Source organism: Sphingobacterium tenebrionis, assembly GCF_037126265.1.
In the GTDB taxonomy this organism is placed as follows: domain Bacteria; phylum Bacteroidota; class Bacteroidia; order Sphingobacteriales; family Sphingobacteriaceae; genus Sphingobacterium; species Sphingobacterium tenebrionis.
In genome coordinates this window covers 143,799-161,750 of record NZ_JAYLLN010000003.1, presented here as the reverse complement: position 1 = coordinate 161,750, position 17,952 = coordinate 143,799, and the positions used below count along the sequence as shown (strand labels likewise).

General features: G+C 41.2%; 12 protein-coding genes. 6 read left to right on the top strand and 6 right to left on the bottom strand.

Annotated elements, in window-relative coordinates; genetic code table 11:
• The first annotated feature begins 62 nt into the window (after nt 1-62).
• Nucleotides 63-1,511: a glyceraldehyde-3-phosphate dehydrogenase gene (locus VJ786_RS02725; protein ID WP_336557229.1), complete on the top strand. Its 1,449-nt coding sequence runs from the start codon at nt 63-65 to the stop codon at nt 1,509-1,511.
• A gap of 101 nt (nt 1,512-1,612) precedes the next feature.
• Here the strand turns inward: VJ786_RS02725 and VJ786_RS02720 are convergent, their stop codons facing one another.
• Nucleotides 1,613-2,857, bottom strand: a complete 1,245-nt coding sequence (locus VJ786_RS02720) for a 3-deoxy-D-manno-octulosonic acid transferase (RefSeq protein WP_134778082.1) — start codon at nt 2,855-2,857, stop codon at nt 1,613-1,615.
• Nucleotides 2,858-2,916: 59 nt separating this feature from the next.
• Between VJ786_RS02720 and VJ786_RS02715 the strand changes: the two genes are divergently transcribed.
• Together VJ786_RS02715 and galE are read left to right on the top strand one after the other, a co-directional pair.
• A complete protein-coding gene (locus VJ786_RS02715) occupies nt 2,917-3,879 on the top strand; it encodes a UDP-glucuronic acid decarboxylase family protein (protein ID WP_134778083.1) in 963 nt (320 codons plus the stop codon).
• Nucleotides 3,880-3,894: 15 nt separating this feature from the next.
• Nucleotides 3,895-4,923 (top strand): UDP-glucose 4-epimerase GalE, encoded by a 1,029-nt coding sequence (gene galE / locus VJ786_RS02710; protein ID WP_134778084.1) that lies wholly within the window; start codon nt 3,895-3,897, stop codon nt 4,921-4,923.
• Between the two features lie 73 nt (nt 4,924-4,996).
• Here galE and VJ786_RS02705 read toward each other — a convergent pair whose 3' ends face one another.
• On the bottom strand, nt 4,997-5,416 hold the full coding sequence (locus VJ786_RS02705) for a DUF983 domain-containing protein (RefSeq protein WP_336557228.1): 420 nt from the start codon (nt 5,414-5,416) through the stop codon (nt 4,997-4,999).
• A gap of 8 nt (nt 5,417-5,424) precedes the next feature.
• On the bottom strand, nt 5,425-6,282 hold the full coding sequence (locus VJ786_RS02700; RefSeq protein ID WP_245153236.1) for a helix-turn-helix domain-containing protein: 858 nt from the start codon (nt 6,280-6,282) through the stop codon (nt 5,425-5,427).
• Between the two features lie 161 nt (nt 6,283-6,443).
• Here VJ786_RS02700 and VJ786_RS02695 point away from each other — a divergent pair, with 161 nt between their 5' ends.
• Together VJ786_RS02695 and mfd are read left to right on the top strand one after the other, a co-directional pair.
• A complete protein-coding gene (locus VJ786_RS02695; RefSeq protein WP_336557227.1) occupies nt 6,444-6,995 on the top strand; it encodes a hypothetical protein in 552 nt (183 codons plus the stop codon).
• 26 nt (nt 6,996-7,021) lie between these two features.
• Entirely contained in the window at nt 7,022-10,357 is a 3,336-nt protein-coding gene (mfd, locus tag VJ786_RS02690; RefSeq protein WP_336557226.1) for a transcription-repair coupling factor, read from the top strand.
• Nucleotides 10,358-10,367: 10 nt separating this feature from the next.
• Here mfd and VJ786_RS02685 read toward each other — a convergent pair whose 3' ends face one another.
• Nucleotides 10,368-12,863, bottom strand: coding sequence for a M14 metallopeptidase family protein (locus VJ786_RS02685; RefSeq protein ID WP_336557225.1), 2,496 nt, complete (start codon nt 12,861-12,863; stop codon nt 10,368-10,370).
• A gap of 110 nt (nt 12,864-12,973) precedes the next feature.
• Here VJ786_RS02685 and VJ786_RS02680 point away from each other — a divergent pair, with 110 nt between their 5' ends.
• Nucleotides 12,974-14,152: a trans-sulfuration enzyme family protein gene (locus VJ786_RS02680; protein WP_099366523.1), complete on the top strand. Its 1,179-nt coding sequence runs from the start codon at nt 12,974-12,976 to the stop codon at nt 14,150-14,152.
• 281 nt (nt 14,153-14,433) lie between these two features.
• Here the strand turns inward: VJ786_RS02680 and VJ786_RS02675 are convergent, their stop codons facing one another.
• Together VJ786_RS02675 and VJ786_RS02670 are read right to left on the bottom strand one after the other, a co-directional pair.
• A complete protein-coding gene (locus VJ786_RS02675) occupies nt 14,434-15,633 on the bottom strand; it encodes a sensor histidine kinase (protein WP_134778091.1) in 1,200 nt (399 codons plus the stop codon).
• 858 nt (nt 15,634-16,491) lie between these two features.
• Nucleotides 16,492-17,307: a helix-turn-helix domain-containing protein gene (locus tag VJ786_RS02670; RefSeq protein WP_336557224.1), complete on the bottom strand. Its 816-nt coding sequence runs from the start codon at nt 17,305-17,307 to the stop codon at nt 16,492-16,494.
• Nucleotides 17,308-17,952: the final 645 nt, after the last annotated feature.

The following is a 17,952-nucleotide window of genomic DNA, read 5'->3' as shown; positions in this document are numbered from 1 at the left end:
TTTACCCCCTATTATTTAATAAAATGTCTATTTTTGCGGCAATATTCCATGCTTGAAAAATTATGACACAACAAACTGCTTTTGAAGATCAGATCAAGAGTTACAAATCAAATCAAAATGCCTGCGTAAAGCTGATACAGATTGTCAGCGATCTATGGTACAACCAATCCATCGAATTAGTTCTATTCAGGAACCAATTGATCGACCGTCGAGTGAGTTTTATCCTTAACCTACATCAGGAGAGTAAGGTATATGCTGACCAAGCGCTATCGATCGAAGAAACCTTAAAAGTAGCGGAAGCCATTGCTGATGCACAACTCGCACCATCCAGAATCGATATCGGAAAATTGGCTTTAGAAATCCGTCAACAAAGGGCTTCAGATGATCAGATTCCTTCTTTTATTGGAGAGAAGTTGGCGGGAGCAGCTAATCACCAGAGCTTTGAACCTAAAGATGTGGTTCTTTATGGTTTTGGTAGGATCGGACGTTTATTGGCCAGGGAATTGATCCACAAGGCTGGAGCCGGAAGACAATTGCGATTGAGGGCTATTGTAACACGGGATGTGATTGATGAGAAGTCATTGATTAAGCGTGCAAATTTGTTGCGCCAGGATTCGATACATGGACAGTTTGATGGGGAATTGCGTGTTGATCAGGAAAATGAATCCATCATCATGAATGGTTTTCCAGTGAAGATGATCACGGCTAAGAACCCAGAAGAAATCGATTATACCCAATATGGAATCGAAAATGCATTGGTAATTGATAATACCGGAGCGTTTCGTGATGATAAGGAATTGGCAAGACATCTTCAGGCCAAAGGTGCAGGCATGGTTTTATTGACCGCTCCGGGAAAAGGCGTTTCCAATATCGTTTATGGGGTGAATGAAAATGATGCAGATACGCAGAAGGATACTATCTTTTCTGCTGCATCTTGTACCACCAATGCGATATCGCCTGTGCTGGCGGTTCTTGAAAAAGAGCTTGGTATTGTTAAGGGGCATATCGAAACGATCCATTCCTATACCAATGACCAGAACTTGGTGGATAACATGCATAAGAAATCAAGAAGAGGTCGTGCTGCGGCGTTGAATATGGTGATTACGGAAACTGGCGCAGGAAGTGCTGTGGCGAAGGTATTACCGGTTTTGGCAGGAAAATTAACGTCTAATGCGATCCGTGTACCGGTTCCTAATGGTTCTTTGGCTATTCTTAGTTTGGAACTGAAGAAGGAAAGTTCGGTAGAAGAAATCAATGATTTGTTGAAAAAGGCAGCATTGCAAGGGGATTTGGTGGAGCAGATTAAGTATAGCGAAAATGCAGAATTGGTTTCTTCGGATATTGTGGGTTCTACAGCGGCTTCTGTAGTGGATGCGCCTGCAACGATTGTTTCTGCTGATGGAAAATCTGCGGTGATTTATGTGTGGTATGATAATGAATATGGGTATTCTCATCAGGTGATGAGATTGGCTAGGTATATTGCCGGGGTTAGGAGATATACGTATTATTAGGATTTTTTTCGCGTCATTGCGAGGAACGAAGCAATCTTTCCGCTTGTCATCTTGAGCGAAGTCGAAAGATTGCTTCGTCGTGCCTCCTCGCAATGACGTATCTATCCCAGCAACCTCTCCGTTTCCAGGTACTTCATTATAATATGGGTGGCACCTGCCCTTTGCTGCACATAGTTTTTTGCTGCCGTTCCGGCTGGCAACCTTTTCTCATCAGCCAATAATGCCTCAAAAACTTCATTCAACTCCACCTGATTCCCAATGGAAAAACCAGCACCCAACTCCAACAAATCCACCGCCTCCTGGAATTTCGAATACTTTGGCCCAAAAATCACCGGAATCCCATAGGTCGCTGCTTCCAAGGTATTATGGATTCCCGCACCAAATCCCCCACCTATATACGCCATATCCCCATACGCATAAAGCGAGGATAACATCCCAATATTATCGATCAATAAAACCTGCGCTTGTTCCTTTTCCAAATCGGAATAACTTTCATACTTCGAAAACAACAGCGCCTTAGGAAACAAGCCCATCAACTGATTAATATGTTCCTTATGGATCTCATGTGGCGCTAAAATCATTTTCCAACCCTTATGATTATCCAACAAAACTTTCAACAATCCTTCATCCTGTCCCCAGGTACTTCCAGCTACCAAAACCCGATTCCCTCCTACAAAATCCCGCACCACCTCAATCTCCTTATGCTCTTTCGGCAATTCCACCACGCGATCAAACCGGGTATCTCCGGCCAAACCAGCATTGGTTATCCGAATCCATTTCAGCATATGCACACTATCCATATTCTGCGTAAAGAAATAGGATACATTTTTAAGAATATTCCTATAAAACCCACCATATTCCTTAAAAAACAACTGCTCTTCCCGAAAGATCGCAGAAATCATCAATAAACGGATATTACGTCTTTTCAGCTCCCTGAAATAAAAATACCAATACTCATATTTAGTAAAAACGACAAATTTGGGATTGATCAATTCGATGAATTTGCGGGCATTGCCGGCTGTATCTTCTGGCAAGTAGAATACATGATCGGCTAATGGTGTATTCTTTCGGATCTCGAATCCTGATGGGGAAAAAAATGTTACAATTATTTTTTCATCCGGAAAACGCTTCCTGATCTGCTCCAAAACCGATCTCCCCTGCTCAAATTCACCCAAGGAAGCAAAATGAAACCAAATGTGTTTTTGCCCTTGTTCAACCGTTTGCTCGATCTTTTTCAAAAGATCCTTTCGGCCATTTACCCAAAGCCTAGCCTTCGCATGGAATGGTGCCAGGATACGTAAAAGTAGCCCGTATAAAAAGATGCCTGCTTGGTAAAGGAAACGCATAATGTTAAAATATTGCTTATCTTCGTCAAAGATATTTAAACCTTTTCAATTTCACTATTGTGCAGGAGAACAAGCGCAAACGAATATTAATAACTGGAGCGGCTGGATTCTTAGGATCACACCTCTGTGATCGGTTTATTGAAGAGGATTTCCATGTCATCGCGATGGATAACCTCGTCACAGGGGACCTAAAAAATATCGAGCACCTCTTCAAATTACCCAATTTCGAATTCTACCATCATGATGTTTCAAAGTTCGTACATGTGCCGGGAGAATTACATTACATCTTACATTTTGCATCGCCGGCCAGTCCGATCGATTACCTGAAAATCCCCATCCAAACGCTGAAAGTAGGTTCCTTAGGAACCCATAACCTATTAGGTTTGGCAAAAAGCAAAGAGGCACGGATACTGGTGGCATCAACTTCTGAGGTATATGGCGATCCATTGGTATCCCCGCAGGCCGAAGAATACTGGGGAAATGTAAACCCAGTTGGCCCAAGAGGGGTTTATGATGAAGCCAAAAGATTCCAGGAAGCCATGACCATGGCCTACCATAATTTTCATGGCTTGGAAACGCGAATTGCCAGGATCTTCAACACCTTTGGCCCCCGGATGCGATTGGAAGACGGAAGGGCCTTGCCCACTTTCATTTCTCAGGCCTTACAGCATAAAGATTTAACGGTATTTGGGGATGGTATGCAAACGAGATCCTTTATCTATGTATCCGATCAGGTGGAGGGCATCTATAGGTTGCTTTTTTCCGATTATTGCTTGCCGATCAACATTGGTAATCCCGATGAAATGAGGCTCTTGGATATGGCGAAAGAGATTATTGCCTTAACATCCAGTCAATCAAGCATTGTTTTTGAACCATTACCGATTGATGATCCGAAACAAAGGCGCCCGGATATTAGCAAAGCCAAGAAGGTGCTGGATTGGCAACCTAAAGTAAACAGAAAAGAAGGTTTAATGAAAACCATTCACTATTATCAGACATTATTCAATAGTAACATACACTAGACTTAATACATCAACATGAGCAAAATATTAGTAACAGGCGGAACGGGATATATTGGATCACATACCGTTGTGGAATTACATAAAGCGGGTTATACCCCGATTTTGGTGGATAATCTTTCCAATTCCAGCATCAAGATATTGGATCAGATCGAAAAGATCATTGGCGTAAAGCCAGAATTCTATGAATTCGATCTATGTGATAACGAAAAGGTGAATGATTTTATCGGTAAACACCCTGATATTGCTGGAATCATACACTTTGCGGCATCAAAAGCTGTTGGAGAATCTGTTCAGAATCCATTGAAATACTACCATAATAATTTCTTCTCCTTGATCAATCTGTTGGAGGCATATCGTGAAAAACCGATCAATTTCGTTTTCTCGTCAAGCTGTACAGTGTATGGCGAACCGGATGTATTGCCAGTAAATGAAGCGGCACCTGTAAAGAAAGCGACTTCACCTTACGGAAACACCAAACAGATTGCAGAAGAGATCTTGGAAGAAACTGCAAAGGCGAATTCCAACTATAATGTAATCGCATTACGTTATTTCAATCCGGTAGGAGCGCATGAATCTGCTTTGATCGGTGAATTGCCAAATGGCGTACCTGCAAACCTTCTGCCTTTCATTACCCAAACTGCCATCGGAAAACGCGAAAAGATCACGGTCTTTGGAAACGATTATGATACACCTGATGGTTCTGCTATCCGTGATTATATCCACGTAGTGGATTTGGCAAAAGCACATGTGGCCGCTATAAAGTTATTGGAAAAAGGAAATCCGAACGGTAATTATGATATTTTCAATGTAGGTACGGGAAATGGATACTCTGTTTTGGAAGCCATCCATGCTTTTGAGAAAGCTTCCGGCCAAAAATTGAATTACGAATTCGGTCCTCGCCGAGAAGGGGATATTATCAAGGTTTGGGGTGATGTGAATAAGTCTACCAAAGAATTGGGATGGACAGCTCAATTAGGGATTGATGAAATGATGGCTTCTGCCTGGGAATGGGAAAAATATTTGCACGAGAATCCAATCCAGTAAGATATTAAAATAAAAACCCTGTAAACTTATTTACAGGGTTTCCTATTTTAAACCATTTACTGTTTCCTAAAATTTACTTTCCTTCTTCCTTTATTTGGGCATAGATCTTCGGATTGAAGCGGAACATCGGTGTCATCCAATACAAAAGGATAATCCGTGAATAACGATTGTTAAAAGGCGCCATGATCAAGGTTACGGCCAATGCTACGATCACATATAACCAAGGGTTTTCCAAGTTACCGGTCAGCAAATACGTACCGACACATGCTGCGATCAACTCGCCAACACTCAAAGCATAACTCACGTACATCGCTACATAAAAATAACCCGGCTCTTTCTCAAATTTCAAATCACAGGCCGGACATCTATCCAACATCTTTTTTGATTTAAAACTAAATAGTGGGCCAGCAAACATATTTCCAGTTCTACATCTTGGACATTTCCCGTCAATTGCACTCTTTAATTCCGATGGAATAGTATATTGTGTTTCCATGTTTGTATTTATTTCCATTGTGATCTCCTAAATTCTTCAGGGGTAATCCCTGCTATTTTCTTAAAAAATTTTGTGAAATACGAATTATCATTAAAATTTAATTCATAACTAACCTGTGAGATGGTCCAATCCGGTAGGATCAATAAGCGTTTTGCCTCCAGTAATATCCGATTCCGAATGACTTCCCCCGCCTGCAATCCCATGTATTCCTTACAAACCGCATTCAAATGATTGGGAGTTACAAATAATAATTCCGCATATTCCTTCGGCAAATGTAGCTCTTTGAAATGCTGATCCAAAAGGGCCAAAAAATTTTTGATCAGCACCAGATGGTAATCTAAGCTTTTTCCTTCCAAGCTTGGTGCATAAGCTTGATCCAGTTTTAACAGAATGAATAACAATAAGGTCCTTTGTAAATCCGTGGTCACTCGATCATTCAATTCCAATAATTGGCTGAACAGGTTAATGATTTCCCGCAGTTGATATTCGTCCAATACAAATACACTTTCTGTCAAGGAAGAAAATATCCCAAGCCGTTCCACATAATCCTGTTGAACCAAAAGTGTCTTGAAGTAATCAATATCAAAATTGACAATGAAACCTTTCATTTCACCTTGGAACATCCAAGAATGTACCTGACCAGGCCCCATCATATATACCTGCCCCCTTTCTACCGCATATTCCTTAAAATCAATTTCATGTGATCCGCCTCCTGCAAGGAAAAGTACCATATGGTAAAAATTATGGCGGTGTGGAAAAACCAGGTTTTTATTCTGCTCCAGATATACCTCCAGGCGATCTACCAAGAAGTCTTTGTTCTCCTTGTAGGAAACCGTACATTGTTCTATTACAGGTATCTTTGCCATCAGCTACAAAAATAGACAATTACTACCATTCTGGATGGTACAAAAAGGGTTATCAATGGTAATAATTACTTTTTGCTATTATAGGAAGACTAAATACCCATGAATTAGTACCATTTTTGCTATCATACAAGGTATCTCTTGGAAAATAGTTAATTTTAAACATGTCACTACATAAAGATCTACCTTTAAAACAAGCTGTCCTATCCTTATCCGAAAAAGAAAAAGATAAGCTATTGGTGCGATTGATCAATAAGGATAAAATGCTCTTAAAGCAACTGCATTATGAATTATTGGAGGATGAGGCCGATCTGGCCGACCGCATAAAAGTCCTAAAGGACAGATTGGAAAGTTTGTTCGATCAGGCTTCTTCAACTATTAAGAACTTGCCTTTATATAGTAATTATAGAGAATTGACCAGCTTGATGAGGCAAGCAAGTGGTTGGATCAATGAACATGAGAAAGTAACAAAAGATAAGTTCTCTGTCGTGGAGTGTCGATTGATTTTGCTTCAAGAAGCCTTCGAAAGATTCCCTGTCCTTTTTGGACCAACTGCATTATTACCTGGCATGAAGCTTCATAAATACGTTATGGGAAGAGTCAAAAATGTAAATGGCTTGTTCAACAAACTACATGAAGATCTACAGTTCGATCTCAACCCACAAATGGAATCTGTCATATCTTTTGCTGAAGAACATCGATTAATTACTTTTTAGTATTTTTGTAAAAACATCCTTTCCGCGTGAACATTCAAGAACTATTAACAAAATACAGTAATTCCACTCAAGTAAAAGCCTTACAACAAAGCATTCAAGGGAAGAGACCCAAGATCCATTTAAAGGGATTGGTGGGTTCGGCGGATGCCATGGTTGCTGCCGCATGTTATCAACTGGAAAAAAGATTAAATGTATTCATCCTTCCTACACATGAGGATGCCTCTTATTTCTTGAGCGACCTGGAAAGTCTTTTTGATAAACAGATCTTATTTTTTCCGGCTTCTTACCGAAAACCCTACGAATTTACACAACTGGATAGCGCGCATGTGCTTCAGCGGGCTGAGACCTTGAGTTCTTTGAACCAAAATTCGGAACTCCCTAAAATTGTGGTCACCTATCCCGAAGCCATTGCGGAAAAGGTGATCAACAAACAGGATCTGGAAAAGAACACCCTGCCCATTACACAGAACACCAAACTCAGTATCGATTTCATCAACGAATTTTTATACGAATACGATTTTGAGCGGGTAGATTTTGTCTATGAACCTGGACAGTTCGCCATCCGTGGGGGAATTGTGGATATCTTCTCTTTTTCCAACGACCTCCCCTATCGCATCGAATTCTTTGGGGATGAAATTGAGAGCATCCGAACCTTCGATATTGAAAATCAGTTATCCGTCAATAAAATCCATACCGTAACGATCGTACCTAATGTACAAGCGAAATTCTTGTCGAACAACCATATTTCTTTATTGGAATATATCGATAAAAACTCCGTAGTATGGATAAAGGACGTTCAATTCACCTTGGATATCCTGAAGGATGGTTATAAAAAAGCATCCCAATTTTGGAAAGCTTTAACAGAGAAAGACCTGAAAGCAAATCCGGAATTGTTAGATCCGCGATTTACATTCACCGATGAGAAGAATTTCAATGCAATGTTGTTCGAATATCCCATCATCGAATTTGGAAAACAATTTTTTTACAATGCGGATGAACAACTAGAATTCGATACACATCCACAACCTTCGTTTAACAAGGACTTCAATCTGTTGATCCATAACTTCAAGGAAAACGAGAAACATGGCATCCACAATTACATTTTTTCCGATTCCACCAAACAAATTGAACGAATTTATGCGATTTTAGATGATCTGGATAAGACCGTAAGTTTTACCCCAATCTACAAAGCGCTTAGAGAAGGTTTTAGGGATGATGTTCTAAAAGCCGCCTGCTATACCGATCATCAGATCTTTGATCGTTATTATAAATACAAGCGGAAAAAGGGTTACGAACGTTCGCAAGCCATCACATTAAAAGAACTTGGGGAATTAAAACCAGGTGATTTCATTACCCATATCGATCATGGCATTGGTAAGTATGCGGGGTTGGAAAAAGTAGATGTGAATGGTAAAACGCAGGAAATGATTCGGTTGGTTTATGCGGATAATGACCTCCTATATGTCAACATCAACTCCCTGAACAGGATTTCCAAATATTCCGGAAAAGAGGGCACTGTTCCCAAGATGAACAAGTTAGGAACAGATGCTTGGGACAAACTAAAGAAAACGACGAAAAAGAAGGTCAAGGATATTGCCCGCGACCTGATCATGTTATATGCCAAACGCAAGGCCCAAACCGGTAATGCGTTCAGTCCGGACACCTATTTGCAGCGCGAGCTGGAAGCCTCCTTTATCTATGAGGATACCCCAGATCAGGAAAAGGCTACCAATGATCTGAAAAGAGATATGGAGTCCCCTCATCCTATGGACCGCTTGGTCTGTGGTGATGTTGGTTTCGGAAAAACAGAAGTTGCCATCCGTGCGGCGTTTAAAGCCGTAGCAGATAGCAAACAGGTGGCTGTTTTAGTCCCTACAACGATCCTTGCGCTACAGCATTTCCGAACCTTCTCCGAAAGGCTGAAAGGTTTTCCGGTGAATATCGATTACATCAACCGTTTCAAATCCAGCAAACAGATCAAGGACACCTTGAAAAGACTGGAAGAAGGAAAAGTGGATATCATTATCGGAACCCATCGCTTGGTGAGCAAGGATGTGAAATTTAAGGACCTTGGATTGATGATCATCGATGAGGAACAGAAATTCGGGGTATCGGTAAAGGAGAAACTGAAAGTCATGCGTGCAAACGTCGACTCCCTGACCTTGACCGCAACACCTATCCCACGAACCTTACACTTCTCCCTAATGGGAGCAAGGGATTTAAGCATTATTTCTACCCCACCACCGAACAGACAGCCTGTACAGACAGAACTTCATGTGTTTAATGAAAGTCTGATCCAGGAAGCGGTTAGCTTTGAACTGGACCGTGGCGGACAGGTGTTCTTCATCCATAATCGGGTGGCAGACCTTCCTCAATTAGGCATGTTGATCCGGAAATTGGTCCCAGGAGCGAGAGTTGGTATAGCGCATGGGCAATTGGAAGGTGATGAACTGGAAGATGTAATGTTGAAGTTCATCAATCATGAATACGATGTTTTGGTCGCTACCACGATTATCGAAGCGGGCCTAGATATACCAAATGCCAATACGATCATGATCAACCATGCCCATATGTTTGGATTGAGCGATCTTCACCAAATGCGTGGTCGTGTGGGACGGACCAACAAAAAGGCATTCTGTTACCTGATGAGCCCACCATTGTCCACCTTGACCAATGAGGCATACAAAAGGTTATCGGCCATTGAAGAATTCTCGGAATTAGGTTCAGGATTCAATGTGGCGATGCGCGATCTGGATATCCGCGGTTCAGGGAACCTTTTGGGAGCAGAACAATCGGGATTCATCGCAGAGATTGGTTTTGAGATGTACAATAAGATATTGGATGAAGCGGTTCAGGAGCTAAAAGACGATGAGTTTGGTGATCTATTTGCCGATGAGACAAATCGTAAATATGTAAGCTTTACCCAGATCGATACGGATCTGGAAGTATTGATCCCGGATGAGTATGTAACCAATATATCTGAAAGATATAACCTGTACAATGATATTGCTAAACTGAAGGACGAGACGCAATTACAGGCATTTGAACAATCCTTAATGGATCGATTCGGACCTGTACCAGGGCCAGTTTACGAACTGTTCAATACCTTAAGGTTGCAATGGCTGGGCAAGGAAATCGGATTGGAGAAAATCTCCTTTAAGAAAGATACCTTAAAAGGATTTTTTGTAAGCAATCCGAAGTCGAGCTATTACCAATCCGAAAAATTCGGGCAGGTATTGGCATTTGTTCAGAAGCATGGAAGTATCGCGAATCTGAAAGAAGTGAAAGGTCAATTAAGGATTGCGGTCAACAATGTCAATAGCATTGAGTATGCTATAGAGCTGCTGAAAGAAATGGCATAATTGGTAGGGGTTATTCCCCTACCAAAAACACAGCATTTGCCATCAAAAGCTTCCCACTTTCCCAAAAATTCCGGAAAAGCACATTATCCGTCAAGTAAACTACCGTTCCTTGACCAATCTGCTGCGTTCCGAATACCAGGCCATTCTTCAATTTCTTATTCAGGTTGTGTCCTACAAAGCCACTTACTTTAGAGCCCTCTGTGATATATCCTACATTCCAGCCTTCACTGTTCTGAAAATACTGGTATAGGTTAGCATCTGTTTTTAAGGTGAAATAATCCTTAATTCCATACATCAAAGGATGTGAATCATCGAATGTGACCTTATAGATAGCTCCAGCCGTATAGTTTTCCAAAGCCCCTCTTTCCCTATCTGCATATTTTTTCAAGGGATTTGGTTTATTCTTCGCACTGGTATCCGCTTTCACAGCCTTTAGCTTAGACCATTCCTGACTCGCCAATTGCCCGACGACAGACTCCAATGCCACCACCTTTCCACCTGCCCGCAGCCAACTCGCAAATTCCTTACTTTGATTGGTATCCTTTAAAAAGGAATAATTACCATTCGGCATGATGAACACATCAATGTCGCTCCATTTTACCCGAGAAAAATCCGAAGGATTGATCAAGGTTATCGGATATTTAAGCATTTCATCAAAATAATGCCAGATCTCGCCTACATTGGTTGCCCTAATCCCCTCGCCAGCCATCATCAGCACCTTAGGGGTTTTCACAGTTTTTACATCCGAGCTTCCTAAATCTCTACCGCCTTCCACAATCCCAGACTGGATCGGATATAACCTTACCTGAAGCTTATCCGCCTCCTCCTTGATGATCCGTTCCGCATCGGCCTGCTTATTCCCGTTCTTCATGATCAACAAGGATCCCCGCGGAAAATCTTCTTTTCCTAACTTAAAGGCATAATCGGAAGATTTCAAACTAATTTTCCTTTTCAATAAGGCTGCCGTGAGTTGTGCCGCGGAAAACCCATCCCATTTTATCGCGTAGCCAAAACCTGCTGCAGCCGGATTTTCCAAATTTTCTAAAGAATAAGGCTGGAGTTTAGCCGGTTTTGCCATAGAAGCAATGGCCGGGAGACCATAAACATAAGGCATTGCCCATGCGGTGATATCATAAGTGACCGAATCCGTCAATTTTGCATCAGGCTCAAACAATACCCTGATCAATGCTGCCTTAGCTTGACTTCCCGGAATGACCACATCTTTCTCCGACAGGGTATAATTTGCTTCTTTTTTACTGAAATAATCCATTCCCTTAACCGAACCCGTTCCTGCATAATACTTGATCTGGTTCTTATCCAATAATTTCAAAAGAGCCCGCAAACTGCCTTCCCTTGCAGCATCATATTTTATCACATAACTATGATAGGAGGATAATTTACCTGCTATGGCATCTTCACCAAACTTCTTGAATTCCGCCACGACCTTGTCCGCATGCTGCGATACCACTTCTACGATATTGATACCGGATGCATGATGTTGGATTGCGCGATCAACCAGGGTCAATGTATCCTTATTATCGGTATACACCCCCAAACCGGCAGAACCATTACCGGCCTTTTCAAAGGTCATCCCAATAGCACCTGAATAGATCGGATAGGTATCCCCATAAGAAGGATAGAACAGGTCAAAACGTTCCTTGGTAAAATATAGCCAACCTTTGGAATCAAAATATTTTGCATTGTGCCTTCCGATGGTTGTCTGAAACTCCCTTTGCCATGGGGTGATCACCTCGTGCAAAGGCTCTGCCGCTGGCGGAAAATAATAGGGTGCATTGATGCCCTGCTCATGAAAATCGACATGAATATGCGGCAGCCATTTGTTATAGATCACCGCACGTAGCCTGCTTTCCTGTTGGGTCTGCCATGCCCAATCGCGGTTCATATCGAAATAATAGTGGTTCAATCGACCTCCAGGCCATGGTTCCCGATGTTCCCGGGCATACAGTTCTGGGTTATACTGCGCGCCCACAACACCGTTATGCCAATTGTTATACCGTTCCGTCCCATCCGGATTCAGACAAGGATCGATGATGACCAAGGTGTTTTCCAACCAGCGCTTTGTCTCTTGATTCTTCGGGTTGAGCAATTCGAAAAGCGTCAGCATGGAAGCTTCAATAGACGATGTTTCATTTCCATGCACATTATTGCTCATCCAGATAATTGCAGGAATGTTACTGCTTCCCTCCCCTTCCAAAGCTTTGGCAAGTTTTAGGTTATTGTTCCTGATTTCCTCTAATTTCGAAATATGCTTTGCGGCAGAAACATAAAAAACCTGCAACGGCCTCCCCTCAATAGAAGTACCATAGGACTCCATTTTCACTTGGTTGGGGAATTCCTTGGCGATGTACGCATAATAGTCCAAGACCTTCCAATAAGGCGTAACTTTGGTACCCACCTGATAACCGAGGAACTCGGAGGGCGATTTCACCTGTGCCATAACACAAATAGTGAAAAAACAGCCTATGATGCTGAGCAATCTTTTCATAATTTAGTAATACTGTTTAGATTAAAATATTATACATATTTAGGTCTTCAAATTAAGGATTTATAGGAATAATTTTTAATTTTTAGGCCTTTATTTTAAATCAACCTATTATGGCTCATTTAGAAACCGACCTCATTCACAAAGGAAGTGAATTCAATGAAAGTAAAGCTGTTGTTACACCAATTTACCAAACGTCCACATATATTGCAGATGAGGACCTAAAACAATACATTACCGCTGCATCGGAGACAAAACATCCTGGATTTTATCATAGGCATGGTAATCCGACCAACTCCCAGGCGGCCGCTGTATTAGCCTCTTTGGAGAAGACGGAAGATGCGCTGGTCTTGGCCACAGGCATGGCGGCGATCAGTACGGCAATTCTCACCGTGGTGAAAACTGGAGATCACATCATTACCCAGCATTCCCTTTACTCCGGCGCTATGCTCTTCTTTAAGGAATTCCTGTCGGATTTTGGGGTAGAGGTTACATATGTGGACCAAAAGGACAACCAGGCCTTTGAAAAGGCCATTCAGCCAAACACAAAACTGATCTATGTGGAAACCCCTTCCAATCCAAACCTTGACATTACAGACCTTGCATTCATTGCCGGACTGGGAAAGAAAGGACAGATCACCACGATGGTGGACAATACTTTCGCCTCTCCGATCAACCAGACGCCTGCTGATTTTGGTATAGATATTATCGTGCATTCCGCAACGAAATATCTTGGGGGGCATAGTGACCTTACTGCTGGAGCGGTGTGCGGTAGAAAATCTTACATAAACAAGGTATGGCGGAGATCCTTGGTCCTGGGGGGATCTTTAAGCCCATTTGATTCCTGGCTGTTGTTAAGGGGGATGAAGACACTCGCTATGAGGGTTAGACAGATCAATGAGAATGCCCTTGAATTGGCACAATGGCTGGATAAACATCCCCGCATCAAAAAAGTAGCCTATGTTGGGTTGAGTTCACATCCACAATATGCATTGGCACAAAAACAGATGAATGGAGGAACGGGCATGTTATGTGTGGAACTATCGGCTGATCATGATGAACAGGCATATTCCTATGCTCAAGAGGTTCTGAACAGATTGACCATTTTTGCCAATGCCGCAAGTCTGGGAGGAGTAGAATCCTTGGTGGTACATCCAGCAAGTATGTGGGGCGGCCACCATGATAAGGACCAAAAGCAGACATCTGGTATATATCCGGGACTTATACGTATTTCAGTGGGTATTGAAAACATAGAGGACCTTATTAAGGACTTTGAAACAGCACTGGGCTGATCCCTCTTCATGTCATTAAAGAAATGGAGGACTATTAACAGAATGTTAGCCAGAAAATAGTACAGTTAGCGTGTTCCAGGCTTCCTTTAAAAAGAATCCTAAATGGATTTTGAGCTACGAGCATTCCGGTGTACCTAAATCAAAGCTTGGGGATCGAGGAAAGGATCTATCCACAGAAAAAAATCTAGGATAGATCTTTATCATGGGAGCCTATCTGTCTGCCAAACCACTGCCAAAGGGCCTTTTTGCTGTAAAGTACAGGCAGGAGGGCATATAATAGGTCAAGTTTTCCCAATTTGGGGCACATTTGGAAATCCCACTCGCAGAACGGTGCCCTCTGCTGGTTTACTCTGTACCTCTACAGTTCCGTGGTTCCGTTCAATCAGGTCCTTGATCAACAGAAGTCCAATCCCCGATCCCCTTTCATCTGCAGTCCCTAATGAATTCCTCTGAACAGATTTGAATAGCGTGGACAAATCTTTCATACTTATCCCAATACCATGGTCGATTATAGATATATACGTCCTAGTCCCTTCAACCTTGACCGATAGTTTTATCTTCCCCCCAAAAAAACTGAATTTTATCGCATTGCTCAATATGTTCCTTATGATTATGCGAATGTGTTCCATATCCGCAACGACAGAATCCTCGGGTGAGATCTCCCAGGAAACATGGAGGCTCTTCCTTTTTATCTGTTCCTGAAAATTATTGATGGTATCATTTACAACTGGCAATAGGCAGACTTTCGTTTTTTCACCCGTGGCGCCCTTTACATTACTGCTACCCCATTTTAGAAGATCATCCAGGATCTGATTCTGCTTTAGGATGTGGGCATGGATATCGCTGATGAATTCGATGGATTTTTCCTGGTTGAAGATATGATGCTTCAAGGCAAGCACCAGGTTTTCAAGACTTGCCAAAGGGCTTTTCACATCATGGGCAATAATAGAAAACACTTTTTCCTTCTCTTGATTGGATTCCTTCAATGCTCTTTTCTGCTTCTGGATCTTGAGAAGGTTGTTCTTTATGATCTGGAGAAAAGAATTGGTTACCAAAATGATAAATCCTATTGAACTAATCATGTTGACCAGAACCCTTGCCTTTGGCAAAGGTTCAGTGATGTTCACCCTTTCGCCCAGGATAAATATGGCAACCATTGATACCGCTACCATTGCACCAAAGAAGATGTGAACCTTTCTTTGATCATAGAGCATCATAGAGGCCACGAGGATACTTATCAGAAAATATTCCGCACCATTCTTGAATAGGATAGCACCGGCAAGAAAAAATATAAAATTGAACCCAAGCAGAACAGCCTTCGCACTTTCAAACCTCCGATAGTGCAAGAGTACGAGAACAGTGGCGGAACTTAGGGAATTCAGGATATTTATGGATGCCAACAAGAACCTTTGATCTTCTAGGTTAACCAATGCGAAATATAATGTAGGGAATACGCACATCCAAGCAATTGTCCGGACCATCTGATTCCTTTTGTTCTGAATGTAGGGATTTTCCGAATATACTTTCCTATGGGACAGGACCAATCTGTAGAGACGGATTATTTTGATATAAATCTGCTTGATAAATAAAGGAAAACTTTTCACAAAAAAAAGAAATTAATCAGTATCATATTTTTTGAACAAGGATCTTTCCCAACAATCGCCCATGACCCAACGTTCTTGCGTTGTCAATACCAGCAAAATGGCACTGCGAATTTAAGGATATTTATATCATCTACAACTGGACCATGAAATACCCTTTGGTCCAAAGACCAAATCAACAACTTGTACGATTAGCGAAACTGGAATCAAGGATGTGTGGGATCCATCCTTTGGAAGATTTAGTATATATTAGATCAAATGGATTTTACTATTCAAAAACCAAGATACCCAGTTCTCCCAGGTCATTCCAGTCCACATTCTACCGAATTGCCTACCTCCCCGAAAAAAACTCCCTTTTCTCTTTTCAACTCCCCCCTAATTGGGACCATCGTCTGGAACAGCCCGATTTATATTCCTCGTAGACCGAATTTATTCTGGTTTATTTTTAAGGTACCTTTTCCTGTACCATTCAGGAATGGTAAAAATCAATGATCTCCCTCCCTAAAACAAAATTTTCAAACAGAATTACTATTACTAAGGCCGATGAGGGATTAGTCAATACCTGATCCACACTCTTAATTCCCCATGGATTTTTGGACATTTCAAAAAATTACTCCTGGGCCAATCCGGGTATTTCCAGTGGTCATCTTTTTACGATGGAAATGGAACAAAATACAGCTCCGGTTTTCACAGGATATCCCGGGCGGGGTGCGTTGAATTTAAGTATATTATGGATTGCTATAATCCCTGTCCTAGAAATTCCCTATATTCTGTTGGCGATTTTCCATAAAGTTTTTTGAAGTACATGCTGAACCCGTTTGCAGATCTAAAACCCAATGAATAGGAAACTTCCTTGATTGAAAGTCCTGTGTCCTCCAGCATTTTTTGTCCAAGCTCAATGAGGTAACTATCTATTATTTCCTTAGGCGATCTATCCATAACCTTTCTGGTTATGTTAGAAAGGGTCCTATTTGTAATATTTAGGGATTCAGCATAAAAAGTCACCCCTTTCTCCTTTACTGCATTTAATGCTACCAATCCTTTGAAGGCTTCTGCTGTGTTAAGATAAGTTATCGGGACATTATCAGAAACTGGACCATTCCTACCTAAATCCTTTGATTTTTCGAACACCTTTTTCAAATGGAGCACATTATTCTTCAAAAGATTCGAGATCAACAGTTCCTTTGATTCTTCCTCATCGTCATTCTGGTAGGTCTTAATCATATCGTTAATCACCTTCAAGTGTGCGGCCTCCTTCTTGGATATACGGAATTGATGGAAATCACTTTTCCTGTTTTTGAAGATTTCCGCTATATGGTTGTCATAGAATAGAACTGTATCAAAAAAAAAGTATTCAGATATGGGGCATATTTTTGCAATTTCCAAGGTCGGTGGAACAAAGATCCTTGAGTCCAATACAAAATGACCCGCAGCAGTTTCAATGATCTTCGATACTTCTAGGATCTCGAAGGAAGATAGTAATTCGGGCAGACTGTCCTTCCTTTCGAGCAATTCTTTACCATTTATGAGAAAACATAGGATCTTTCTATTCATACAATCGGATTAATTGGAAGATTAACAAAAATTTCACCAAAATATCTTTCTGAAACGAAAATTCATTATAGAGATCCATATGGTTGATTCCTATTATCGATTAAATATTGTTCTGAACCAAGATAATCCAACAAAATCGTATTGTCCTAAGGTTTTGGGAAAATACATCAACAATTCGGAAGGTTGGCAGAGTATATGGAAATTTATTGCTCGATAGGATTTTTAAATAAAATTTTTCGATTTTGAAAATAGGAATATGAACTGGATTCGGAATCTTATAAGAATAATTTTTACCACATATGATATTACCGATACAAAGAGTTTGCCTCCCCTTTTCCTCCTCAAATCGATGGCACGATTAAGAATCAAAAAAAATGTTGTCCCAAATGGGACAACATCACATCACACTATTTATTGAACCCAGGAAGGTCCTATTGAAGTCTATAATGGGTATAGACTGAATATTCCACTTTTATAAACACATAGTTAATAAAAGTTTTTCGAACATCTCTGCCCTCTTCCCGATTCTTGACCCAAATTTCCAATTTTGATATTTAAGAACAATAGTATCCAATATGAATATTCTTTCAACTATATCACAACATCCAAGGAAACCGTAAACATGTTCGTATAGGAAACAGAAAA